Origin of the sequence: Pseudofrankia coriaricola, assembly GCF_001854805.1 — a bacterium.
Taxonomy (GTDB): Bacteria; Actinomycetota; Actinomycetes; order Frankiales; family Frankiaceae; genus Pseudofrankia.
Genome location: NZ_MBLO01000213.1, coordinates 27955 through 52662, shown reverse-complemented (window position 1 = coordinate 52662; position 24708 = coordinate 27955). Strand labels below are relative to the sequence as shown.

Below are 24708 nucleotides of genomic sequence, written 5' to 3'. Positions count from 1 at the left end.
GGACACGACTGGGGTCTTCGCCGCTTCTGGTCCGGACTGTTCGTGGAACCGCTCGCAGACTCGCGGGTCCGTCGGCGCGGCGGCGGCCAGGCTGCGTACGCTGAGCCGCATGTGCGGGATCATCGGCTACGTGGGGGAGCAGTCCGCTCTCGAGGTCGCCCTCGGTGGACTGCGCCGGCTCGAATACCGAGGGTACGACTCGGCGGGAATCGCCGTGGTCGGCGCGGGCGCGCTGCGGGTCGTCCGCCGCGCCGGGAAGCTGGCCAACCTCGAGAAAGCACTCGCTGAGAGCGACGACGGCGCCGTCGTCGGCGACAGCATGGCCGGCACGACCGGCATGGGCCACACCCGGTGGGCGACGCACGGCGGCCCGACGGACGTGAACGCCCACCCGCACACCGACTGCACCGGAGCCATCGGCGTCATCCACAACGGCATCATCGAGAACTTCACCGCGTTGCGCGCCGAGCTGTTCGCCGCCGGGCACGAGCTGGTCAGCGAGACCGACACCGAGGTCGTCGCGCACCTGCTGGAGGCCGAACTCGGCCGGCCGGGCTCGGGCGAGACGAACCTCGCCGCGTCGGCTGGCAGGCTGGCCATCGGCCAGTCGGCGCGGGGCTCCAACGGTATGGCCGCGGCGGCCGAGGGCGCCGACGGCGGGCGCCACCCGCTCACCGAGGCGGTGCGCCGGGTCTGCCAGCGGCTGTCCGGCGCGTTCACCCTGGTGGTGCTGCACCGGGACTTCCCGGACGTGGTCGTCGGCGCCCGGCGCAACAGCCCGCTGGTGATCGGGCTCGGCGAGGGCGAGACGTTCCTCGCCAGCGACGTCTCCGCCTTCATCGCGCACACCCGCGACGCGCTGGAGATCGGGCAGGACCAGATCGTCGAGGCCCGCCGCGACGGTGTGAGCGTCATCGACTTCAGCGGTGAGCTGGTCGAGGGCCGCCCGTACCACGTCGACTGGGACGCGAGCGCCGCCGAGAAGGGCGGCTACCCGTACTTCATGCTCAAGGAGATCAGCGAGCAGCCGGCGGTGCTCGCCGACACCCTGCGCGGGCGGCTGTCGCCCGACGGGGCGATCGTCCTCGACGAGGAACGTCTCTCCGGCGAGGACTTCCGCGACATCGACAAGGTGTTCATCGTTGCCTGCGGCACCGCCTACCACGCCGGGCTGATCGCCAAGTACGCGATCGAGCACTGGACCAGGCTGCCCTGCGAGGTCGAGATGGCCTCGGAGTTCCGCTACCGCGACCCGGTGCTGGACCGTTCGACGCTCGTGGTGGCGATCAGCCAGAGCGGCGAGACGCTCGACACGCTGATGGCCGTCAAGCACGCCCGCGAGCAGAAGGCCCGGGTCCTGGCGATCTGCAACACCAACGGGTCGACCATCCCACGCGAGTCCGACGCGGTGCTCTACACCCGCTGCGGCCCCGAGGTCGGCGTCGCCGCGACCAAGACGTTCCTCGGCCAGGTCGCCGCCTGCCTGCTCGTCGGGCTCTACCTCGCGCAGGCCCGCGGTGTGCTCTATGGCGACGAGGTCGGCGCCTACGTGGAGAAGCTGCAGAAGATGCCCGACCTGGTCGCCCGCACGCTCAGCACCGTCGGCCCGGTGCGCGAGCTCGCGCGCAGCCTGGCCGGCGCGAAGGCGGTGCTCTTCCTGGGCCGGCACGTGGGCTACCCGGTGGCTCTGGAAGGCGCGCTCAAGCTCAAGGAGCTCGCCTACATGCACGCCGAGGGCTTCCCTGCCGGGGAGCTCAAGCACGGGCCGATCGCCCTGGTCGAGCAGGGCGTGCCCGTGGTCGTCGTGGTGCCGTCGCCGCGCGGGCGGGCAGTGCTGCACGACAAGATCGTCTCGAACATCCAGGAAGTCCGCGCCCGCGGCGCCCGCATGATCGTGATCGCCGAGGAGGGCGACCACCAGGTCGAGCCGTTCGCCGACCACCTGATCCGGGTGCCAGCGACACCGTCCCTGTTCGCCCCCCTGGTGACGACGATCCCGCTGCAGGTCTTCGCCTGCGAGCTGGCGCTCGCTCGCGGCCTCGACGTCGACCAGCCCCGAAACCTGGCCAAGTCGGTCACGGTCGAGTAAGGCGCGGTCCCGCGGCCGGGCGCGGAGCGCCCGGCCGCGGCCCTCGGCCGCGGGCCCGACCTGGGCTGGTCGCTAGTCGGCCGCTTCGCTGGTGGCTCGGTCGTGGTACCAGCGGACGGTCTCGTCCCAGAGGGCGTCCGCGAGCTCCTCGTTGTCGTCGGCGAGGCCGAGCACGAGATCGACGAGCTCTGCCTTGGGCAGGCTCTCCAGGAACACGCCGACGGCGGCGCGCACGTAGTCGTCCTGGTCGTCCTCGTCGTCGTCGGCCTGGATCAGGCCGGTCGCGGCCAGCGCGACCGCGACACCGTGCTGGCACAGCGCCGTCGCGGACGCGAGCTCGCAGGTGCAGTCCTGGTGCGCCCCGTCCTCGCCCACCGACAGCTTGACGGTGAACTCGCGGCTGTCATCGACGGTTCCGGAGGCGTCGCTCGGCCGGATCCGCAGGTCTGCGACCCTGCCCAGGAGCGCGAGCCCGACCCCGCGGCTGAAGGTCTCGGCGCCCGCGAGCTCCGCGCAGGCGGTCTCGGTGAAGGCCGCCTCGAGCGGCGTGAGGATGACCTCGTCGTGCGGACCGTCCCCGGAAACCCTGATGATCACCGCCCAATCCTACGCACCTGCCGCACGGTCCGTTTCCGTGGGTTACTCGTTCGGCGACACGATCTCGAGCCGGGGCGAGGCGCTAGGCGCGCTCGCCCCGTGTCGGGCGCTGGGCGCCCTCCTCGCGTGGTGCCGGGCCCTGGCATATGGCGGTGGTGGGGCTTGGACCGGGCTGACGACGTGGTCGGGCTGGTGCTGCGCCGATGCGCTGTCACCAGTTGTGGCCGAGTTGCGCTTACTGGTCGATGGAACGGCGTCGCGGGCTGCCGCGCGGCTGGGCATCCGAGCCCATGGGAGGTCCCTAAGAGCAGGGCGGGCCGGATGGGGCGCACCGTCTGGGGGATCGTTGGGACCGGGGCTGCCGGAGGGCGGCCGGCAGGGCGCTGAGAAACGCGCACCTTCGATGGCTGGCCTGGGCGGCGCCCTCCATGGTCAGTCGCCCATGGCCGGATGACCCTGTCCGCGAAGCCCAGCTCGGGCCGCGCGCGGGGTCGTCCGTGCTCCATGGCCAGCCGTCCCGCGTGTGGGCCGCCGTCGTGGGCTCCGGAGTACGCTGGTCCGGTGCTGGAAGTGTTGGAGATTCTGCGGTCCGACGCGCAGGCAAGCCCCGAGCGGATAAGCGATCTCACGGGTCTGCCAGTCGAACAGATTCGTGCCCAGATCGCGTCGTGGGAGCAGAGCGGTGTGATCCGTCGCTACAAGACGGTCATCGACCATGACAAGTTGCGGGAGCTCGAGGGCACGGACACGGTCACGGCCCTGATCGACGTCTCCGTCGCCCCGTCGCGGGGTGTGGGCTTTGACGATGTCGCGGCCAGGATATCGCGGTTCTCTGACGTGCGGGCAGTATATTTGATCTCCGGTACCCAGGACCTGCGGTGCATCGTGTCGGGAAACACGATGCGCACGGTGGCGGACTTCGTCGCGCAGAAGCTCGCGACGATCGAACGAGTGAGATCGACGTCGACTCACTTCGTGCTGAAGACGTACAAGGACGACGGCGAGCTCTTCCTTGATCCCGAGCCCGACCGTCGCCTCCCGGTCATTCCATGAAACCGCTGAACTCGATCGTGGCGGCCTGCCCGCCGTCGGGTATCCGTCGATTCTTCGACATCGCGGCCAACATGGACTCGGTGATCTCGCTCGGCGTCGGCGAACCCGACTTCACGACACCGTGGAATGTTCGCGAAGCGGCCATCTACGCATTCGAGCACGGCTACACGAACTACACGTCGAATGCCGGTCTGATCGAGCTCCGAGAGGCTGTCTGCCTCGACCTCGAGAGGCGGTGCGGCGCGAGCTATCAGCCCGACGGAGAGTGCCTCATCACCTCGGGTGTCTCTCAGGGCCTCGATATCGCGCTGCGCGCGCTGCTGGACGCCGGCGACGAGGTCATCATCCCGGAGCCCTGCTACGTCGCGTACGGTCCGTGCGTCTCGTTCGCCGGGGGCGTGCCGGTGCTGGTGCCGTCCGCCGACTCCGCCTTTCAGGTCGACGTGGACGCGATCGAGGCGGCTGTGACGGAGCGGACGAAGGCGATCCTCGTCGCGTCCCCGGCCAATCCGACGGGCGCGGTCCAGACCATCGACTCGCTGACCGCTCTGGTCGAGCTCGCGGTGCGCCATGATCTCTACATCGTCTCGGACGAGATCTACGAGCAGCTGGTCTACGGCGTTCCCCATGTCAGCGTCCCCAGCCTGCCGGGCGCGCGTGACCGCACCGTCCTGCTCGGCGGCTTCTCGAAGGCCTACGCCATGACCGGGTGGCGCGTCGGCTACCTCTGCGCGCCAGCCGAGATCGTCGAGCTCGCGGGCCGCATCCACCAGTACACGATGCTGTGTGCCCCGCACGTGTCGCAGCTGGCGGCTCTCGAGGCACTGCGCGGTGGCCGTGAAGAGGTGACCGAGATGGTGGTCGACTACGACCGCCGCCGACGGTTCTTCGTGAAGGGCCTTAATGATCTAGGACTGAGCTGCGAAGAACCGCATGGCGCCTTTTACGCGTTCCCATCGGTGGCGTCGACGGGACTGAGCTCCGACGAGTTCGCGGAGCGGTTGCTGGTTGAGCAGCGGGTGGCCGTCGTGCCCGGCCATGTCTTCGGTCCCTCAGGCGAGGGGCATGTCCGTTGTTGCTACGCGACGGCCCTGCCGCTGATTGAGGAAGCCCTGGAACGGATGGATCGTTTTCTGAGCACGTTGCGCTGAATCACGGCCGCCATCCGTCGTGGCGACTACCGCCCTGCTGCCGACCGCGGTCGTCGAGGGGCCGCTCTCCTCATCGGTTGCCTGCAGGTGACTACTACCCGTGGTTGATCCGTGCCACCCGTTGCTTCGTCGCGGAGGCTGAGTCGCCGCCTTCGTGGACGCGCTCTAGTCTTGCGGTAGAGGGTGAAGGAGGGCGAATGGATCGGATCCCGTTGGGAATGCTGGTCTCGATCGTCGAGGGTGAGCTGCTCGCCGCCGGCGATGACGACGACCTGTCCATCAACAGCGTGGCGATCCATTCCGAGCGGCTTCAGTCGGACAGCGTGTTCTTCGCCCTGCGGGGCCGTCTGGACGGGCACCAGTTCGTGTCGAGAGCGCTGGCGGGCGGCGCGGTCGCCGCGGTCGTCTCGGCCGGGTTCCGCCTTCCCGACCCTGTGTCCGGTCCGCTGATCGTGGTGCCGGACCCGCTCGCCGCGCTGCAGCGGCTGGCGGCTTGGTGGCGTTCCAGGCTGGCCGCGACAGTGGTAGCGGTCATTGGAAGCAACGGCAAGACGGTGACCAAGGATGCCCTGGTTCACGCCATCGGCGCGACGCGGCACGTCTACGGCAGTTCGGGCAGCTACAACAGCCAGCTTGGAGTGGCGCTCGCCATGCTCGACTGTCCGCCGGATGCCGAGATCGCCGTGTTCGAGGCTGCCGCCACCCGCACTGGTGAGATGGAACGCCTCCGACGGATGGTGCGGCCGGACATGGCCGTTCTCACCAACCTGGGAACGCGGCATTTGCAGAACTTCGGGGACCGCGAGTCCTACGCGCGCGAGCTGCTCTCCATGGTGACGGAGCTGCCGGCCGGCGGGTCGGTGCTGCTCGGGGCCGACGACGCCGAGCTGCGGGGCTGGGCCGAGGCGTCGGCCGGGGTTCCCGTCGTGGTGGCCGGCGAGTCCCCCGAGCTGCCAAGGCTGTCCCAGCCCACGCATGTCCGGCAGGGCCTGCTGGTCACGGCCACCCTCCCTGATGGGCTGTCGCGCGATCTCGTGCTGCCAACGCCTTCGCGCGAAGTGCTCGGCGACATCGGGCTCGCCATGTCGGCCGCGACACTGCTGGGCGCCGAGCCTCGTTCGCTGCTCGACACGTTTGCGGACTACACACCGACGTCGACGCGGATGGAGATGTGGCGTCGCGCCGATGGCGCCACGGTCGTCGGTGACGTGGCGACCATCGACCCGCTGGCGCTCAGCAGCGCGATCCGGACCGCGCGAACGTTGCTGGGCGCGACGGGCCGTCTCTTCGTTCTGCTGGCCGACCCTTTCGACCGGGAGGTCGCCGAGGAAGACCTGCGCCGGGTGGGATCTATCCTGCTCGCGGAGCGGGTGGACGTTGTCTGCGGTCTCCAGGCCAAGGCGCACGAGGCCGTGACAGCCGGGCTCGGAACCGAGACCGGCGGCCCCCGGGCGCGGTTGTTCGCCGACACGGACCGGATGAGGGAGTTCGTCGCAACCGAGCTCACACCGGACGACGTCGCATTCGTGTACGCCGTGCGGGAGACCCTCGTCACCGGAGTATGGCGCCGGCTGGTGGAGAACACGGCACCGACCCGAATGTTCGTGGACCTCGCGGCGGTAAGAAGCAACGTCGCCGCCTTCCGCCAGATGGTCGGCTCGCACACCAGGCTCATGGGCGTGGTCAAGGCCGACGCCTACGGCACCAATCCGGTCAGCCTGGCGCACTGCCTGCGCGAGACGGGTGTCGACTGGTTGGGCGTGGCGACCACTGATGAGGGGATCACGCTGCGCCGGGCCCGGGTCCAGATGCCCATCCTTGTTTTCCTCGGGCTGCCCGAGGAGATCGAGAAGATGGTGCGGCACGGCCTGACGCCGCTGGTCTACTCCCAGGAGGTGCTGGACGCGGTCGTCAGCACGGCGGGCCGCCTTGGCCGCCCCATCGAGGTGCATCTGGAGGTCGACTCCGGGATGCACCGCACCGGTCTTCACCCGGACCTGGCCATCGACGCCCTGAAGCGCATCAGCGGAAGTGGTCTGCGTCTGACAGGCCTGATGACCCACCTCGGATGCGCCGACGACCCCAAGGACGACGGGCTCACCCAGGAGCAGCTCGACAAGTTCCAGAAAGTGTGGGCGGCGGCCTCCGAGCTCGGTTTCCGTAACGTGCTGCGACACGCGGCGGCGACGGCCGGCACGGTGCGCTTTCCCGAGGCGCGGCTCGACATGGTCCGCATCGGTCTCGGCCTATATGGGATCCATCCGTCGGCGGCGACCGCGTCGATGGTCAGTCTCACGCCGGCGATCGGCCTGGTGAGTCGGATCGTCGAGATCCACGACATGGAGCCCGGTGACTGGGCGGGCTACGGCGGTCGGTACCGCGCCACGGTGCCCGGACGGCGTATCGCCCTCATTCCGGCGGGCTACTACGACTCGGTGCCTCGGTCGTTCAGCAACGTCGGGTTCGTCCTGGTCAACGGCCGGCGATGCAACATCGCGGGCTCGGTGTCGATGGACTCCATGGCGATCGACATCTCCGAACATCCCGATGCCCATCTCGGCAACGACGTCCTCGTCTTCGGCCAGTACGCCGGATTTTCGCTTCCAATCGAACAGGCGGCCGAGGCGATGGGGACCGTCCCGCACGAACTGCTGACCGGCGTCGGTCCGCGGGTGCAGCGGGTCTTCACACAGCACTAGTCAGCCGGGCTCCGTCCAGGCGTGGCGGACAGCGCCAAACCGGGGCGGCACCATCTCGAGCTGGAGAACGCCGAAGGTGTCCGCTGTCACCTTTTGCCTCGTTTCCGTATCCATCCACCGTGCAGTGCTACCCGGTCTTTCTGAACGGTACGCGGTGCACGGCTTGGCGTAGATCTCCATCAACCTGAACGGGATCGGCCCTCGGTGCTTGAAACCGTGCTGTACCGCTGCCACTCGCGGGCACGTTTCGACATCGACGACCCGAGCCGCTTTGAGAGGTCCGTTACCATCGGTAACGGAAGTAGCGCACTCCCGCAAGGTGTCGGAGCGGTCTTCATCTGGCGGACCTAGGATCGTGCGAGCGGGCCCGGGGGTGTGAACCTGGGAGCTGGGACGCCTGTGAGCTGGCCTAGGCCGATCTCACGCGACTGACCCCGAGCGGATGGACGGCCCCAGGGCCACACTCGAGACGAGGAAAGATGATCAACGTCGCGTTGCTTCTGGGTGGTCCGTCCGAGGAGCGCGGAATCTCGCTCAACTCGGCACGTTCGGTGGCTGACCATCTGGCCGACGGGACCGTCCGTCTGGGTGAGGTCATTTATTTCGACCGCCGCTGTGACCCGTACGCGATATCGCCCAGCCTGCTGTACTGCAACACGCCGTCGGATTTCGATTTCAAGCTTGACCCCGGCTCGAGGCTTTCGCCGGAGGCGCTGGCGGACAGGCTGCGCACGGTCGATCTGGTGTTCCCGGCGATGCACGGCGCCTTCGGCGAGGACGGGCGGCTGCAGGCGCTCCTGGAAGAGGTCGGCGTCCCGTTCGTCGGCTCGGGTTCCGCCGCATGTGAGGTGGCCTTCGACAAGTTCCGCGCCTGCCAGGCTCTCGGTGCCCATGGCATCAGGACCGTGCCATCCACGCTCTTCACCCGTGACATGCCGGACGCGGACGTTGACGCCACCCTGGCCGCGGCGTTCGAGCAGTCCGGGAAACTGGTCCTGAAGCCCGCCCAGGGCGGGTCCAGCATCGACGTTCACGTCGTCGCCGGCTTGGCCGCCGCGGGCGGGGTTCTCCGTATGCTGCTCGGGCGGTACGAGCGGGTCCTGGCGCAGCCGTGGATGTCGGGGACCGAGGTCACGACCGTCGTGGTCGACGGGCTGTCCGGACCGGTCGCTCTCATCCCGGTCGAGATCCAGCTCAACAACATGTCGAGTGACGACGAGATCTTCGACTACCGGCGGAAATACCTGGCCAGCGACGACGTCCACTACCGCTGCCCGCCGTCTTGGGGCCTGGACGTCACCGCGGAGGTGCGAGGCCTCTCGGAGGACGTCTTCCGGGTGCTCGGCCTTCGGGACTTCGCGCGGATCGACGGCTGGCTGCAGCCCGACGGCACGCTGGTGGTTTCCGATGTGAATCTGATCAGCGGGATGGAGCAGAACAGCTTCCTGTTCGTCCAGGCCGCTCAGATCGGGCTGACCCACGGCGACATCCTTCGGCTCGTCCTGCGTACGGCCGCCAGGCGTGCGGGAACTACCTGGGAGGAGCCGGAACCAGCCGATACGGCCGCGACCGGCCAGCGGCGTCCCGTCGCGGTCCTGTTCGGCGGTGCGACGGCCGAGCGGCAGGTCTCGGTCCTGAGCGGGACGAACGTCTGGCTCAAGCTTCTGGGCTCCAGCCGCTACCTGCCCCGGCCCCACCTGCTCGACCCCGACGGCTCGGTCTGGCGGCTGTCGTACTCATCGGCGCTGCGTCATTCCGTCGAGGAGATTCTTGAGGCGTGCCGGAGCGGGCAGCGGGACGAACCGAAGCGGCACGCGCTCGCGGACCCGATCCGCAAGCGTCTCGGACTCGCGGACGCGGCCCTGAACGCGCCCGCGAGCCCGCCCGAGCGCATGACCATGGACGAGTTCCTCGACCGAAACGACCTGGTCTTCATCGCGCTGCACGGCGGAATGGGCGAGAACGGCACCCTGCAGGCGATGCTCGACCGCCGCGGGGTCCGGTACAACGGCTCGGGCCCGGAGGCGTCCCGCCGCTGCATGGACAAATACGCGACCGGGGAGATCGTCGGCGAGCTTGCTGACGAGGGCATCTACACCGCGCGCAGGCTGCGGATGGAGACTCCCGCGGCGGCGGATGCCGAGGCGGTGGCCGCGCTGTGGGGCGAAATCCTCGATCACTGCGGCGGTCAGCGGGTTATTGTCAAGCCGCTCGACGACGGCTGCTCGGCCGGGGTCGTCCCGCTCGGCACGGCGGCCGATCTCGGCCGGTATCTCCGGCTCCTGAACGCGGGCGCCACCCGCCTGAGCGGCGACGAGTTCTCCCTGCTGACCTCTGGGCAGATCATCGAACTTCCGACCCAGCGAGGCGGCCATCTCCTTTTCGAGGAATTCATCGAGACGGACGACGTGCGCGTGGCCGACGGCCCCGACGGCACCGACGGCACGGGCACGGGCGGCACGGGCGGCACGGGCGCGAGCAGGCTGACCTGGGGCCGGCAACGGGACACCGGCTGGATCGAGGTCACCGTCGGGGTGATCGGGCCCGAGGGACACATGGCCGCGATGAATCCCAGCCTGGCGATCGCCGACCTGGGCATCCTCAGCCTGGAGGAGAAGTTCATGGGCGGTACGGGCATCAACATCACTCCACCGCCGACCGCTCCGCTGGGACGGGTCCAGCCCGAGGCCGTCGAGACGGCGAAGACCCGCATCGCGCGCGTCGCGAATGCTCTTGGGATGGCGGGTTACGGCCGCATCGACGCGTTCATGCACCGGGAGACCGGCGAGATCATCGTTATTGAGGCGAACAGCCTGCCCGGCCTCACCCCGGCGACGGTCTTCTACCACCAGGGACTGGCGGAGGAGGAGCCGGCCACGCCGCGCGAGCTGCTGGAGCGCATCCTTGATCTTGCGGTGGCGCATGAGCCGTCCGGCGCACAGGCGGGGCGGGTGCCTCGCCCGTCATCGGCGCCGGCTGAGCCGGACCGTCACACGGCGGTGACCCACTGACACGACTCGCGTGAGCTGGGCGAGCATGGTGGCCGCCACGCCGCAAGCGCGCCGGCGACGTAGACGATCGACAGCGACACGGGTACGTCGCCGACCGGGTCGCCAGCCCGCGGAACCGCGCGGCACCTGCCGCTATGCGGCGAGGGCCACACGGGCCAGGCGGGCGAGGGCGGCCGGGTCGCCGACCACTCCCGAGGTGGTCGACGGCGGCGTCGGCGTGGACGGCGAGGGCTGGTTCGGGTCGGGCAGCGGCGCGGAGCACAGCTCGACGTGGACGACCTTCATACCGGCCAGGGCGATGAGCCTGCCCGGTGTGCGGACCGCGTCGTCGCCCAGCCCGGCGACCGGGACCGGGACCGGCGCCAGGCTCCCGGCGGCCGACCCCGGGTCGCAGTCGAACAGGGCTGGCTCGCTCGTGAGCAGCGCCCGCTGGGCCTCGAACTCGGCGCGGGCGGCGTCGACGTCCCCGAGCTCCAGCAGGGCGACGTCGAGATTGCCCCGGCCGTAACGGTCCGGGTCGGCCTGCCAGGCGCAGGACACCCCGCGCGCCAGCCGGCCGGAGGCGCCCACGGCGTCGCTCTCCAACGCGTTGGTCTGGAAGAACGGGACGGAGTCGGCTGTCTGCCAGCCGAACGCGGCCGCGATCTCGGTGGACGGCAGCAGCGGGCAGACCGGCTGGGCGGCGCCCAGGGGAAGCTCGGCCGGCTGCCAGCGGCCCTCGAGGTAGCGGTACGGGGTGAGCATCGTCGACGACACCGTCCGGAACGGCGGTTGCCCCGGGTTGCTATCCGCCGGGCCGAGACGGGCGCCATCCCGGCCGACCGTGACCACCTGCCGCTCACCGTCCACCACCAGCGAGACTTCCAACCGCCACCGGCAGTCACAGCCGCCGGCGAGGCCTGCGACGAGGATCGACTCGGTCCGCCCCGGCGCCACCTCGACCGTGCGCGGGGATGGCGGGACGGTGACGGCGGCGACGTCCGGCCGCGGCGGGATCAGCTCGGACGTGGTGCGCGCGAGGTCGAGCAGCACCGCCTCGGACCGGGCCAGCGCCCGCGCCTGCGGGAGCTGATGGACAGGGTGGGAGTACCGGTCCGGCCGCGCCGCACCCGTGCATGTGAGCAGGGCGCCCTCGGGCTCGTCGACACGGCTGGCGTCGATGTGGACCGCGAAGCCGAGCACCTCGACCGGCACATCCCGGCGGGCGCTGACGTCCAGTCGCACCGGCGAGATGTCGGCCTGGGCCGCGCCGACCGATGCGGCCCAGGCGGCCCGTCCCGCGCAGTCGTCCCGGCCGCCGGAGGGCGGCGGCGGCAGCGAGTCGACCGGACGGGTGGTCACGTAGCTCTCGCCGACGGCGCCGGCGCCGGCGACGGCGGGGGCGCCGGACAGGTTCAGAATGGCGCGGTCAGGGTCCGTCTGGGCGGCGAACCGCGCCGTGCGGGAGCAGACGACGCCGGCTCCGTCGCAGCTGGGGCCGGTGGGCGGCGGGTCGGCCGTGGCGAACCAGACGGCGCCGCCCGCGCCCGCGAGCAGCACGACGGCGCCCACCGTGACCAGGATCCGGCCGCCCGGCCGGGCGAGCAGCCGGCGCGCCGCCCCGGACGCGGCGGTCAGCAGGCGTGTGAGTGGGCCGTCCGGGTCGTCGGGGTTTCGCGCCGAGCCGACGTGATCCCGTTCAGGAGCGCCGGCCGGGTCGTCGGGCCGCCAGTGACCGTCCGTGCCCGCCACGTGATCCCTCCTTCCGGGAAGGACGCGATCAGCATCCCGATCAGCATCTCCGGGCCGCGCACGGTTCGCCAGATCTGTGGCGGAACGCCGCGGCGTCCGAGGTCGGCGAGACGAGGCGGTGGAAGTGACCTACCGTCGAGCTGGAAGTGCGCCCGGTCCGACGGGCGATGGGGCCGGGAGTCATAGCTGGACAAAAGTCCGTAGCGGGACGAGAAGGCGGAGGTAGCGCGACGTGAGGCTCTGGCGACGAGACGGCCGGCACCCGACCACGGCGACCGGCCCGGCCGGTGGGATGGACCTTGAGGAGCTCGACGGGCTCGACGGGCTCGATGAGTTCGACGAGCCCGAGGCGGTGGGTGGGCCGGGCGGGGCCGGCGCGCCGGTGATGCTCACGCTGACCACCCGTGAGCAGATCGAGAAGGTCGCGGTGGCCGAGGCCGCCCCGAAGGTGATCAGGGTGCGTCCCGGCCGCGGCGCCTTCGGCGGCGTCGCCAGTGGCGGCGGCTGCGGGCCTGGCTGCTCCCACTGACCACCCCTGGCCGCCGGGTATGCCGGCCAGCGGGGCGTTGGGTGTTCCGCCGCGCCGGCGGGCCGTCATCCGCCCGCTGACCCCGACCGCGGGGCGGCCCCGGCCGGCTGGCGGCACGGGCGGATGGATGATGGGCCGATGACGACCTCACGCTCGTCTGACGCGTCACCGGGCACCGCGCCACCCGCCTGGGCGGACCCGCTCGTGGTCGAGACGCCAGAACAGATGCGGGCGCTGGGCGCCCGGGTCGCGGATGCCGCGCGGCCGGGGGACCTGGTCGTGCTGGCCGGTCCGCTCGGCGCGGGCAAGACCGTGCTGGTGCAGGGGATCGCCGCCGGGCTCGGCGTGCGCGGGCCGGTGACGTCGCCGACGTTCGTGCTCGCCCGGGTCCACGCCGGCGGCCGGCTGCCACTGGTGCACGTCGACGCCTATCGGCTCGGCGGCGTGGCCGAGGTGGACGACCTGGACCTTGACGCGGACACCGACGTGGCGCTGACCGTCGTCGAATGGGGCGCGGGCCGGGTCGAGCAGCTCACGCAGGAGCACCTGCGCGTCGACATCGAACGCCCCGAAGGCGACGAGGCCGGCGAAGCCCGCCGCGTCCGCCTGACGCCCACCGGCCCCGACTGGTCGACCCGCCTCTCCGCCGTGCTCATCGCTAACCCGACCGGCTGACCCGGCTGACCGGCGGACCGGCGGACCGGCGGACCTAGCCGACCCGTGGGGCCATTGGATCGGTGCGGAGCTCGCCGGTCTCGGTCCGTAGGCTGGATGGGTGTTGGTGCTCGCCCTTGACACCTCGACGCCGGCCTGCTCGGTGGCGCTCGTCCAGATACCGGACGCGGCTCCTCGACCTGGAGCGATGCGTCCACTGGCCTCCCCTCAGGTCGTCGACGCTCGCCGGCACGGGGAGCTGCTCAGCCCGCTCATGCGGGACACGCTCGCCGAGGCAGGCGTCAAGCCGGCGGATCTCGCCGGCGTGGTCGTCGGGCTGGGGCCCGGCCCGTTCACCAGCCTCCGGGTCGGGATCGTCACGGCCGCGACCTTCGCGGCCGCCCTGGGCCTGACCTGTCACGGCGTTTGCTCGCTGGACGGAATCGGCGCCGTGACGAGCGGACGAACCGGCGTGGTCACCGATGCCCGTCGCCGGGAGGTGTTCTGGGCGGGCTACGCCGACGGCGAGCGGATCGCCGGCCCGGCGGTCGACCGGCCGGGCCGTGCCGCCGAGCTGCTGCGCGCCGATGGAGTGGACGTTGTCGTCGGGCCTGGGCTGGCGCTCTACCCGGACGTGTTCCCGAACGTCGTCGCGGCCGGCGCCGGCGCCGGTGTGGCGGCGGCCCAGTACCCGGATCCCGCGGTTCTCGCCGCGCTCGCGGCGCCCGACCTGCTCGCCGGCCGCGCCCCCGCGCCGCTGACACCGATCTACCTGCGGCGGCCGGACGTGGCCGAGCCGCACCCGGCCAAGGCGGTGACCGGGTGAACGCCGGCGGTGGGCCACCCCCGGGCGGGCCCGCCGTCGAGCTCGCGCCGTTGCGTTGGTGGCACCTCGCCGAGGTCGCCGAGATGGAGCGGGTCGTCTTCGACGTCGACCCGTGGACGCCGGAGATGTTCTGGTCCGAGCTGGCCCAGGGAGCGAGCCGGCACTACCTCGCGACTCTGGTGGATGGCCGGATCGTCGGCTATGCCGGGCTCGCGGTCGCCGACGACGAGGCGTACATCCAGACCGTTGGTGTACACCCGGCCTGCCGGGGCCGCGGGCTCGGTGCCCGGCTGATGGTCGCGCTGCTGCTGGAGGCACGCCGGCGAGGGGCACGCAGCTGCGGACTGGAGGTGCGTACCGACAACCTGGCCGCCCGCGCCTTGTACACCCGGCTCGGCTTCGTCGACATCGGGCTGCGCCGCAACTACTACCAGCCGTCCGGCGGCGACGCCTACGTCATGCGGGCCCGCCCTATCGACACCCCCGGCTACGGCGCCCAGCTTGAAGCGGCCTGGGCCGCGCTTGCCCAGAAGGACGGCGCCGCGCCGGCCGAGACGACGGGCGCGGACGCGGTGGGCGCCGGCGGCACGTCGGCGAGCAGACCCACGGAAGGAGCGACATGACTCGGCCGGCACCGAACGGGACGGCCTCGGGCACTCCGGTCCCGCGTACGCCGGTCTCGCGCACACCGGCCCCGCTGGTCCTGGGGATCGAGACGTCCTGCGACGAGACGGGTGTCGGGCTGGTGCGCGACGGCGTGCTGCTCGCCGACGCGCTCGCCTCGTCGGTCGACGAACACGCCCGCTACGGCGGCGTCATCCCGGAGATCGCCGCCCGGGCGCACCTGGAGGCGATGGTGCCGACGATCGAGCGGGCCTTGGCGACGGCGGGCGCGAAGGCGTCCGACATCGACGCCGTCGCCGTCACCGCCGGCCCCGGCCTCGCCGGGGCGCTGCTGGTCGGCGTAGCGGCCGCCAAGGCGTACGCACTCGCTCTCGGGGTGCCGCTCTACGGCATCCACCATCTCGCCGCGCACGTCGCCGTCGACACCCTCGAACATGGCCCGCTGCCGTCGCCGTCGGTCGCGCTGCTGGTGTCCGGCGGCCACTCGTCGCTGCTCCTCGTCGAGGACCTCGCGGCCGCACCGGTGGTCTCGCTAGGAGCCACCGTCGACGACGCGGCCGGCGAGGCCTACGACAAGGTCGCGCGGCTGCTCGGGATGCCCTTTCCCGGCGGCCCGCCGATCGACCGCGCGGCCCGCGACGGGACACCGACGATCCCGTTCCCGCGAGGCAAGGCCGGCGACGGCACCTTCGACTTCTCGTTCAGCGGGCTGAAGACGGCCGTCGCCCGCTGGGTGGAGGCGCGGCGCCGCGCGGGCGAGCCGGTGCCGGTCGCCGACGTGGCCGCGTCGTTCCAGGAGGCCGTCGTCGACGTGCTGACCGCGAAGGCGGTCGCGGCGGCGAGGACGCACGGCGTCGACACGCTGGTCATCGGCGGCGGCGTGGCCGCGAACAGCCGGCTGCGCGTGCTCGCCGCCGAGCGCTGCGAGGCGGCTGGCATCACGCTGCGCGTGCCGCGGCCCGGCCTCTGCACCGACAACGGCGCGATGGTCGCCGCCCTCGGCTCCCTGAAGGCGGCTGCCGGCGTCGCCCCGTCCCCGCTGGACCTGCCCGCCTCGTCAACCCTCCCGCTGGGAGCCTGACCAGCCAGCGGCGCGCTGCCACAGCCGGGGCAGTCGAGAGGGGCGGGCCGGGTGCGCGCGGGCGATGAGGGCCCGGATCTTTTCGTTGACCGCGTCCGGTCGTTCCAGCGGCAGCGCGTGCCCCGCGCCCTCCTCGACGGCGAGCTCGGCCTCGGGCAGGGCGTCGGCGAGCGTGCGGCTGTGCGGCAGCGGGGTCATCAGGTCGTGGTCGCCGACCATGAGCAGCGTGGGGACGTGGCGCAGCACGGCCGCGGCGGCCAGTTTGTCGTGGGAGAGCAGGGTCGGCAGGAACGACCCGATGACCGAGATCGGCGTGCCGGCGATCTCGTCCTCCAGGAACTCGACCACGGACGGCGGGACGTCGGTGGTGCCGAAGCCGACCCGCCGGGTGATCGAGTACGCCAGGTCGGTGCCGCGCAACCGGGCGCGCTCGAACAACGACGGGGTGTGGCGCATGCCTACGGCGAGCCCGGGCAGCACCCGACGGACCGCCGCCGTCACCCCGGCCGGGAAACCGAACGTCACCCGCGCCAGATCGCTGGCGCTGGTCGACAGCAGCGCCACCGCGACGACGCGGTCGTCGAAGAACTCCGGGTGGCGTTCGGCCAGGCCGAGGATGGTCATCCCGCCCATCGAGTGGCCGACCAGCACCACCGGTCCGGTCGGCACCGTCGCCTCGAGCACGGCGTACAGATCGTCGGCGATCTGGTCGATCGTGCAGCGCGACACCTCGGACGGCCCGGAGTGGCCGTGCGCCCGCTGGTCGTAGAACACCATCGGGCCGAGGTCCACCAGCGCCCGCTGCTGGAAGCACCACGACGCGGAGGTGTTGCAGAACCCGTGCGCGAACACGAGCGTCGGGCTGTCCGGCGCCAGGCGGCCGGCGCGGCGCGCGTTGACGTCATCCGGGCCGCTCACGATGACGTGCAGGGGAACGCCGTCGGTCGCGATCACGGTCGTGGCGCGGCCGGTGACCGGGCCCGGCCGCTGCTCGACGGGGACGTCCGGTAGAGCTCTCGCCCGCTTGACCGCGTGGCGCTCGGCGATCAGGCCGGCGGCGATCACCGCCCCGGCCAGGCCCAGACCGCCGCCCGTCCGCCTGACGGCCTTCGAGCCGGCCGCCGCGCCCACCAGATCCGCGGCGCCTGTCGCGGCGCCCCGCACGAGACCGCCGACTCCCGCTGCCGCGCCCGCCACCGCCCACCTCGCCGCTCGCCGACCCAGCTGGTTACCAGCCGGTCGCGACCGGCCTCATCCGATGATGCACCGGCGAGTATCCAGTTATCCGCCCACCGGAGCATCAACCATGCCCATCGGCGTGATACCTACCCGGCGAGGACGCGCGCGATCGCGGCGGGAAGCGTCGTGGGAAGGTCCGAGGCCGACAGCGGGCGGGGGGCGAGCTGGCCGGCCACGCCGTGCAGGTAGGCGGCGGCACTGGCCGCGTCGAGCGGGCCGAGACCGGTGGCGAGCAGGGAGCCCGCGAGACCGGTGAGGACGTCGCCCGTGCCGGCGCTGCCGAGCCAGGGCGTGCCCGTGGTGTTCACCCGGGCCGCGCCGTCCGGGCCGACGATGAGCGTCCGGTTGCCCTTGAGCAGCACCGTCGCGCCCAGCGCCGCGGCCGCGCGGCGGGCCGTGCCGAGCCGGTCGCCGGCCAGTTCCCGCCGGGTCTCGGCGGCATCCCAGCCGAGCGCCGTCGCGGTGAGCCGGGCGAACTCGCCCTCGTGCGGCGTCAGCACCACCGGCCCGGCGCGCTGGGCCAGGACGTCGCGGCCGGTCGACGCGTCGGTGCCGCTGCCCGTCGCGCCGCCGCCCCCGGCGAAGCCGGAGGTGAAACCGACGCCGACGCCCGCGCCGGCCCGGGCGGGGAAGCCGGCGGCGAACGCGTCGGCGAACAGGTCGAGAGCGCCGGCGTCGAGCAGCAGCGGCAGGTCGGTGGCGACGAGGGCGTCCAGCAGGCGGCGCGCCGCCACGTCGGGCACGACTCCCGGGCCGAACGCCCAGGCCTGCACCCGCCCGGCCGCGAGCATCGCGTCGGCGTCACCCGGCTCGATGACGGTCACCACCGTCTCCGGATGCGCGCCGCGCACATGCTCGGCCGCCCGTGCCTCGGCGACGACCCGCAGGTAGCCGGCGCCACCGCGCAGCGCCCCGCCGGTCGCGAGCACGGCCGCTCCGGGGTACCGGTCGCTGCCGCCGACGAGGCCCAGCACGCCGCGCGTGTACTTCGAGTCCGCCGGCCCCGGCTCCGGCAGCAGCGCGGCGACGTCCGCGTCGTCGAGCGCGACCAGGTCGGGGGCCGGCAGGTCCAGGCCGATGTCGACGAGTGCCAGCTCCCCGGTGTGCGCGGCACCGTCGCCGAGCAGCAGGCCGGGCTTGTACGTCCCGAACGTCACGGTCAGGGCCGCCCGCACGGCGGTGCCCGGGGCGGCCCCGGTGTCCGCGTCGACCCCGCTCGGCACGTCGACGGCGATCGTCCGCTCCGGCGCGGCCAGCTCCGCGAGCCGGGCGTAGGCCCCGCGCAGCCCGGCCCGACCCCCGATCCCCAGCAGCCCGTCCAGCACGAGGTCGGCCCTTGCCAGCAGCGCGGCGGCCGCGTCATCCGGCAGTGCCTCTGAGCCGTCCTCGGCCGGCTCGGCTGGGACGTCGCCCGGCGCGACGACGCGGTGCAGCCGGCCGCCGGCGGCGAGCAACGCGGCCGTACCTTCCGGGTGGGTCCGACCAGGGACCAGCGCGTCCACCCGGGCGCCGCGCGCGGCCAGGCGCGCCCCGGCCCACAGCGCGTCCCCGCCGTTGTCCCCGCCGCCCGCGAGCACGACGACGCGTCGTCCGTAGACCCGGCGGCCGAGGTGGCGCACGGCGTGACCGAGCAGCCCGTGCACCGCCCGCTGCATAAGAGCCCCGGGCGGCAGGCCTTCCAGCAACGGCGCCTCGGCGGCGCGTACCTGGGCCACGGTATGAGCAGCACGCATGCCGTCATCCTCCCGCGCCAGCACCCTTCAGGCGCTCGTCACGTCACCACGTGCTGCCCAGGACCGCCTGCGTCACCATGCGCAGCCCCGCCAGGTCGCCGGGCGCCGCCGGCGCGCGAGCCGGATCGCCGTCGCCGCCCGCGGGGGCGCACACGCTGGCGCGGACGATCCGGTTCCCGGCCCGGGCGACCAGCCAGCCAGGATTACCGGCCGCCTCGTCGCCGACATCCCCGACCGCCGCGAGGCCGACCGGAGGGTTGCTGGACAGGAAGCCACATTGATCCACGATGGCGTCCGAGAATGAAAATGCCTGCTTCCACGCGGCGAACACGGTACGTGCCGCCGCTTCGTCCACCGTCGTGGCGCCCACGAGGATGACGGCGCCCAGATCCGTCGACGCGGAGGGGAGCCGCCACGAGCAGACCGCCGTCTCCCGCGTGCCAGGGTCGTCCGTGTCCTGGTTTGCTCCGGCGCTGAACCGGGTGGTGCTTCTCGCCGTCACGCCCACCGAGTCCAGTGCCGCGATGACCTCGGAGGTGGACGCGAGCGGGCACACGGGAGTGGACGGATACGGATATGACGTGGTCGGCTCGTTCCCCCGGTCGTACTGCCACCGTCCGGCGACGTAGTGGACAGGGAGACCGGTGTAATCCGCTGTCGTCGTCTCGAAGGACGGCTGGTCGGGATTGTCGGCCGCGGTGCCGGGGCGAGCGCCGTCCGGGCCGACGGTGACCACCTGCCGCTCGTCGCCGACCAGCAGTTCGACTTCGACCCGCCAGCGGCAGTCACAGGTCGATGTCGTCGTGGTGACCGCGAACGATGTGGTTATGCCGGGCGCGATCGGTAGAGCCTGCTCTCCTGACGTGGCGACGACCGGATCCTGAGAGGTGATCAGGCGGCTGTCCAGGTCCAACGTCGTCACTTCGGCCGGTATCACCTCGGTCGGCTGCTCCGAGGTCGGCCGCTCCGTGCCAGGCTGCCGCGCCGTCGGCCGCTCCGCGTCCGGCGATGTGGTGCAGGTCAACGAAAGTCTGGCGGGAGAGGCATCAGCGGAGGGAGACTTGATGTCCTCGCCGACTCGGAGCGTGAAGCCGACCACGCGCACCTGGTCCTGCCCGGTCGCGGCAACGTCGAGGCGCAACGGCGTGGCGCCCGCCGATGCCGCGCCGATCGAGGCCGCCCAGGCGGCCCACCCGCGGCAGTCCTCCCGGCCGTCCGGCGGCGGCCCGAGGTCACGCGTCTCACCGCTGAACACGTAGCTGGCGGTCCCCGGGGCGTCGGTATCGCTGGGCCCAACCGAGCCTGGGTCGGCCTGTACCGCGATCCGGAACGGTGGGGGGCACCCCAGATCGAGCTGGTCGCAGGCCCAGTCCCTGCCGGCGGGCGTGACCGTGAGGGCGGTCGTCGTCGCCACCACCAGTGCGAGGGCTGTCCCGGCCCCGAGCAGCGTGCGGGCGCGTGGGCGTGCCCAGGTGGGCATTCGGACCCAGGTGGGCGTTCGAACCCAGGCAGGTATCCCACCAACCCAGTTGCGCGGCGGCCTGGTCGGCTGCCGCGCCGACCCGATCTCGTCCCAGGTCCCTGTTCCAGGAGGCCACGACGAGGTCGGGCGCGCCGACGGGTCCATCCCTGCCGGGATCTCGTCGTCGGCATGGCCGTCGTCGACGCTCGGACTCCCGCCGACCCGCCACAGCCGACGCCAGCTCCCCATGCGGCCCACCCATCACGCTTTGTCAGAGATCCGTGACAAGTATGGCGCTTCGCCAGGTACGCCGTGTACGCCGCGCATGCTCGCCTTCCGCCGAGGCGGGCGCGGGCAGGCGGGCTTGCGTTGGGTGCCGCCGTTTGGAGGTATGGCGCCCTGTTCGGCGCGGGTCCGCGGCCTGCCGATACCTGGCCCGTCCACCTCGTGGACGACAATTCGGCCGTGGACTCCTCCCCGGCGGTGGACCGGCTGGTCGACGCGGTACGAGCGGCCCTGGCCGCGGCGGCGGACCCGGCGAAGGCGCCGGGGATGCAGGCCTACATGAAGTCGTCGATGCCCTACCTCGGTGTCCCGAAGCCGCCGAGGGAGCAGGCGCTGCGGCCCGCCCTCGCCGCGCACCGGCTGGAGACGGTGACGGACTGGCAGACGGCGGTGCTGCGGCTCTGGCGGGAGGCGGGGTTCCGCGAGGAGCGCTACGCCGCCATCGCGCTGACCGGCCACCGGCCCTACCTGGCGTACTGGACCCCTGACGTGCTGCCCCTCTATCAGGAGATGATCGTCACCGGCGCCTGGTGGGACTACGTCGATGAGGTCGCCTCGCGCCGCGTCGGGCCGCTGCTCGCCGCGAGCCCCGAGATCCTGCGGCCGGTGATGCTGCGCTGGAGCCGCGACCCCGACCGCTGGCTGCGCCGCACGTCGATCATCTGCCAGCTCGGCGCGAAGAAGAGCACGGACCTGGACCTGCTCTACGCCTGTATCGAGGTGAACCTCGACGATCCCGACTTCTTCCTCCGCAAGGCCATTGGCTGGGCGCTGCGGCAGTATGCCTGGACGGACCCCGACGAGGTCCGCCGCTACGTCGCCACGCGGGCGGACCGGCTCTCCCCGCTCTCCCGGCGGGAGGCGCTGCGCAATGTCGGTCCCTAGTCACGCAATGGTGAGCCGTAGTTACTTGACGGCTCCAAAGCTACGTAGTGTCGACAGATGGCATCGCTTGCATCGCGCCCAGCGGTGCTGAGCGCCCCGAGGTCGCCGCGTGGTGCCCTAGTTCAGTCAGAAGCCGCTGGGGTCCCCGTGGATTCGATCCGCCCCGGCGGATCGAATCCACGGGGCTATGCCTAGTTCGCCAGCGACCGACCCCCGATTTCCGTGCCGGCCAGGGCGAACGGCCTCTCGAACGTACGATCGAGGAATCATGAGCACCCTTTTCGACGACATGACCCCTGGCGCGGGTGCCCCCGGTGCGGGTGTCCCGGCGGGCGATGCGGCCTACGAGCCGTACGACCCGTACGACATGTTCGCCCCCGCCGTGCTGGCCGCTGCCCCGGTCACCGCGCCAGCCGCGGAGGGACGGCGGCCGACGCCGCGCCTGGACCCGGACGCGCTGCTGGCCGAGCTGAACCCGCAGCAGCGCGCCGCCGTGGTGCACGAGGGCTCGCCGCTGCTGATCGTCGCCGGTGCCGGCTCCGGCAAGACCAGGGTGCTCGCCCACCGGATCGCCTACCTGCTCGCCGCCCGCAAGGTGCACCCCGGCGAGATCCTCGCGATCACGTTCACCAACAAGGCCGCGAACGAGATGAAGGAGCGGGTCGGCGCGCTCGTCGGCGGCCGGGTGCGGGCCATGTGGGTCAGCACCTTCCACTCGGCCTGCGTGCGGATCCTGCGTAACGAGTCGAAGCGGCTCGGGTTCGGCTCCTCGTTCTCGATCTACGACGCAGCCGACGCGCAGCGGCTGATCACGCTGGTCTGCCGCGACCTGGACCTCGATGCCAAGCGCCACCCAGCCCGGGGGCTCGCCGCCCAGATCAGCACGCTCAAGAACGAGCTGATCGACCACGAGACCGCGCAGGCCAAGGCCGCCAGCCACCCCGAGCGGACCGTCGCCGAGGTGTACGCGCTCTACCAGCGCCGGCTGCGCGAGGCCAACGCGCTGGACTTCGACGACCTGATCATGACGACGGTGAACCTGCTGCAGGCGTTCCCCGACGTCGCGGAGCACTACCACCGCCGGTTCCGCCACGTACTCGTCGACGAGTACCAGGACACCAACCACGCCCAGTACACGCTCATCCGCGAGCTCGTCGGCAGTGAGCGCAGGAGCAAGCTCGCGGAGTGGACGTCCGACGAAGGAGGACGGCCTCGGAGCGAGGGCGGCGACGGAGTGAACCCGGGGCACAGCTCGGTCTCGACGGCCGGCCGGGCGGCCGACGAGGGCATGCCGGGGCCGGCCGAGCTGTGCGTAGTCGGCGACGCCGACCAGTCGATCTACGCGTTCCGCGGCGCGGACATCCGCAACATCGTCGAGTTCGAGCAGGACTTCCCGGACGCGAGGGTCGTGCTGCTGGAGCAGAACTACCGCTCCACCCAGACCATCCTGTCCGCGGCCAACGCCGTCATCGCCCGCAACAGCCAGCGCAAGGCGAAGCGGCTGTGGTCGGACGCCGGCGACGGCGAGAAGATCGTCGGCTTCGTCGCCGACAACGAGCACGACGAGGCCGCGTTCGTCGCCGAGGAGGTCGACAAGCTCACCGATGACGGCCACGCCCGCCCCGCCGACGTGGCCGTCTTCTACCGGACCAACGCGCAGAGCCGGGTCTTTGAGGAGATCTTCATCCGCGTCGGCCTGCCCTACCGAGTCGTCGGCGGTGTGCGCTTCTACGAGCGCAAGGAGATCCGCGACCTGCTCGCCTACCTGCGGGTGCTGGCGAACCCGTCTGACACGGTCAACCTGCGACGCATCCTCAACGTGCCCCGACGCGGGATCGGTGACCGGGCCGAGGCGATGCTCGCCGCGTTCGCCGAGCGGGAGCGCATCCCGTTCGCCGAGGCGCTCGGCCGGGTAGGCGAGGTGCCGGGGCTGGCGACCCGCTCCGCCAAGGCCATCCGCGAGTTCGCCACGCTGCTCGACGAGCTGCGCGAGACCGCCGCCGGCGACCTGGTCGAGACGGCCGAGGCCATCCTGGAGCGAACCGGCTACCTCGCGGAGCTGGTCGCCGAGGACACCATCGAGGCCCAGGGCCGGGTGGAGAACCTCCAGGAGATGGTCGAGGTCGTCCGGGAGTACGTCCAGCGCTTCCCCGAGGGCACGCTCGCCGGTTTTCTCGAGCAGGTCTCGCTCGTCGCCGACGCTGACCAGATACCGTCCGACGACGGCTCGGACGGCGTCGTCACACTGATGACCCTGCACAGCGCCAAGGGCCTGGAGTTTCCGGTGGTTTTCCTCACCGGGCTCGAGGATGGCATCTTCCCGCACATGCGCACGCTCGGCGACCCGACACAGATGGAAGAGGAACGCCGGCTCGCCTATGTCGGCATCACTCGGGCCCGCCAGCGCCTGTACCTGACGCGCTCGCTGGTCCGCAGCGCCTGGGGCCAGCCCGCCTACAACCCGCCGTCGCGTTTCCTCACCGAGGTCCCTGAGCACCTGCTGGACTGGCGCCGCCTGGCCCCCGCCCCGGCGAGCCCCAGCGGCGGCTTCGGCTCGGGCGGCGGCGGGTTCGGTGGCGCCGGCCGCGGCGCGGGCGGGACCGCCGGCGCCAGGAGCGGCTCGCCCGCCGGTTCCCCGGCAGGGCAGGCCCGTTCCCGTCCGGCCAGCCGCCCGATCATCCAGCTCTCGGCCGGCGACCGGGTCACCCACGACGTGTTCGGCCTGGGCGTGGTTATCGCCACCAGCGGCGTCGCCGAGTCTTCCCAGGCGAAGGTCGACTTCGGCGAGGGCACCGGCACCAAGGACCTCCTCCTGCGCTACGCCCCCCTCACCAAGCTCTGAGGCGGGCGGGCCCGGGTCCCTGCCGGATTGACTCCGTAAGCTCCGTCGATCCGGCAGGTCCGGGACGTGCCGAACGGGCGGGCGGTCCACCCGCGCCAGCACTGCAAGTGACGGCGCCTTCAGCGCAGCGCCAACTCAGCCCCGTCCTCAGCCCGGCACCACATCAACCACGGCCATACGCCTGTATCCGGTACCACGCTGGGAGGACGCTCAGCGT

Annotated in this window: 17 protein-coding genes; 12 read left to right on the top strand and 5 right to left on the bottom strand. The window is 72.0% G+C overall.

Going from position 1 to position 24708, the window contains the following annotated elements; translation table 11 throughout:
* Positions 1-109: 109 nt before the first annotated feature.
* A complete protein-coding gene (glmS, locus tag BCD48_RS24385; RefSeq protein WP_071050739.1) occupies positions 110-2089 on the top strand; it encodes a glutamine--fructose-6-phosphate transaminase (isomerizing) in 1980 nt (659 codons plus the stop codon).
* 72 nt (positions 2090-2161) lie between these two features.
* On the opposite strand, the gene BCD48_RS24380 is transcribed toward glmS, so the two are convergent.
* Positions 2162-2686, bottom strand: coding sequence for an SWIM zinc finger family protein (locus BCD48_RS24380; protein ID WP_071050702.1), 525 nt, complete (start codon positions 2684-2686; stop codon positions 2162-2164).
* 561 nt (positions 2687-3247) lie between these two features.
* On the opposite strand from BCD48_RS24380, the gene BCD48_RS24375 reads away from it, so the two are divergent.
* The 4 genes from BCD48_RS24375 (at position 3248) to BCD48_RS24360 (ending at position 10600) form a co-directional block, all read left to right on the top strand.
* A complete protein-coding gene (locus tag BCD48_RS24375) occupies positions 3248-3739 on the top strand; it encodes an Lrp/AsnC family transcriptional regulator (RefSeq protein WP_071050701.1) in 492 nt (163 codons plus the stop codon).
* Entirely contained in the window at positions 3736-4890 is a 1155-nt protein-coding gene (locus BCD48_RS24370) for an aminotransferase class I/II-fold pyridoxal phosphate-dependent enzyme (protein ID WP_071050700.1), read from the top strand. Before BCD48_RS24375 ends, BCD48_RS24370 begins: the two co-directional genes overlap by 4 nt.
* Before the next feature lie 197 nt (positions 4891-5087).
* The gene (alr, locus tag BCD48_RS24365) at positions 5088-7589 is read left to right on the top strand and encodes an alanine racemase (protein ID WP_071050699.1); all 2502 of its coding nucleotides are present in this window, start codon (positions 5088-5090) and stop codon (positions 7587-7589) included.
* A gap of 479 nt (positions 7590-8068) precedes the next feature.
* On the top strand, positions 8069-10600 hold the full coding sequence (locus tag BCD48_RS24360) for a D-alanine--D-alanine ligase family protein (RefSeq protein ID WP_071050698.1): 2532 nt from the start codon (positions 8069-8071) through the stop codon (positions 10598-10600).
* A 132-nt stretch (positions 10601-10732) separates the two neighbouring features.
* On the opposite strand, the gene BCD48_RS24355 is transcribed toward BCD48_RS24360, so the two are convergent.
* Positions 10733-12331, bottom strand: a complete 1599-nt coding sequence (locus BCD48_RS24355; RefSeq protein ID WP_071050697.1) for a hypothetical protein — start codon at positions 12329-12331, stop codon at positions 10733-10735.
* Positions 12332-12563: 232 nt separating this feature from the next.
* Here BCD48_RS24355 and BCD48_RS24350 point away from each other — a divergent pair, with 232 nt between their 5' ends.
* The 5 genes from BCD48_RS24350 (at position 12564) to tsaD (ending at position 16045) form a co-directional block, all read left to right on the top strand.
* Complete coding sequence (locus tag BCD48_RS24350; RefSeq protein WP_071050696.1) at positions 12564-12860, top strand: hypothetical protein; 297 nt, start codon at positions 12564-12566, stop codon at positions 12858-12860.
* Between the two features lie 138 nt (positions 12861-12998).
* Entirely contained in the window at positions 12999-13535 is a 537-nt protein-coding gene (gene tsaE / locus BCD48_RS24345) for a tRNA (adenosine(37)-N6)-threonylcarbamoyltransferase complex ATPase subunit type 1 TsaE (RefSeq protein ID WP_071050695.1), read from the top strand.
* A 100-nt stretch (positions 13536-13635) separates the two neighbouring features.
* A complete protein-coding gene (gene tsaB / locus BCD48_RS24340; RefSeq protein WP_071050694.1) occupies positions 13636-14340 on the top strand; it encodes a tRNA (adenosine(37)-N6)-threonylcarbamoyltransferase complex dimerization subunit type 1 TsaB in 705 nt (234 codons plus the stop codon).
* On the top strand, positions 14337-14963 hold the full coding sequence (gene rimI / locus BCD48_RS24335) for a ribosomal protein S18-alanine N-acetyltransferase (protein WP_083419125.1): 627 nt from the start codon (positions 14337-14339) through the stop codon (positions 14961-14963). Before tsaB ends, rimI begins: the two co-directional genes overlap by 4 nt.
* Positions 14960-16045 carry a tRNA (adenosine(37)-N6)-threonylcarbamoyltransferase complex transferase subunit TsaD gene (gene tsaD, locus BCD48_RS24330; protein WP_071050693.1) on the top strand — a complete coding sequence of 362 codons (1086 nt, stop codon included), beginning with the start codon at positions 14960-14962 and terminating at the stop codon, positions 16043-16045. The genes rimI and tsaD overlap by 4 nt, the downstream gene beginning before the upstream one ends.
* Here tsaD and BCD48_RS24325 read toward each other — a convergent pair.
* The 3 genes from BCD48_RS24325 to BCD48_RS24315 form a co-directional block, all read right to left on the bottom strand.
* The gene (locus tag BCD48_RS24325) at positions 16022-17242 is read right to left on the bottom strand and encodes an alpha/beta fold hydrolase (protein ID WP_083419124.1); all 1221 of its coding nucleotides are present in this window, start codon (positions 17240-17242) and stop codon (positions 16022-16024) included. The two genes, tsaD and BCD48_RS24325, sit on opposite strands and share 24 nt — an antisense overlap.
* A 128-nt stretch (positions 17243-17370) precedes the next feature.
* Positions 17371-19017, bottom strand: a complete 1647-nt coding sequence (locus BCD48_RS24320) for a bifunctional ADP-dependent NAD(P)H-hydrate dehydratase/NAD(P)H-hydrate epimerase (protein WP_071050691.1) — start codon at positions 19015-19017, stop codon at positions 17371-17373.
* A 43-nt stretch (positions 19018-19060) separates the two neighbouring features.
* A complete protein-coding gene (locus BCD48_RS24315) occupies positions 19061-20728 on the bottom strand; it encodes a hypothetical protein (RefSeq protein WP_131804099.1) in 1668 nt (555 codons plus the stop codon).
* 216 nt (positions 20729-20944) lie between these two features.
* Between BCD48_RS24315 and BCD48_RS24310 the strand changes: the two genes are divergently transcribed.
* Together BCD48_RS24310 and pcrA are read left to right on the top strand one after the other, a co-directional pair.
* Positions 20945-21649, top strand: coding sequence for a DNA alkylation repair protein (locus BCD48_RS24310; protein ID WP_083419123.1), 705 nt, complete (start codon positions 20945-20947; stop codon positions 21647-21649).
* 268 nt (positions 21650-21917) lie between these two features.
* Positions 21918-24491: a DNA helicase PcrA gene (gene pcrA / locus BCD48_RS24305; RefSeq protein ID WP_071050689.1), complete on the top strand. Its 2574-nt coding sequence runs from the start codon at positions 21918-21920 to the stop codon at positions 24489-24491.
* Positions 24492-24708: the final 217 nt, after the last annotated feature.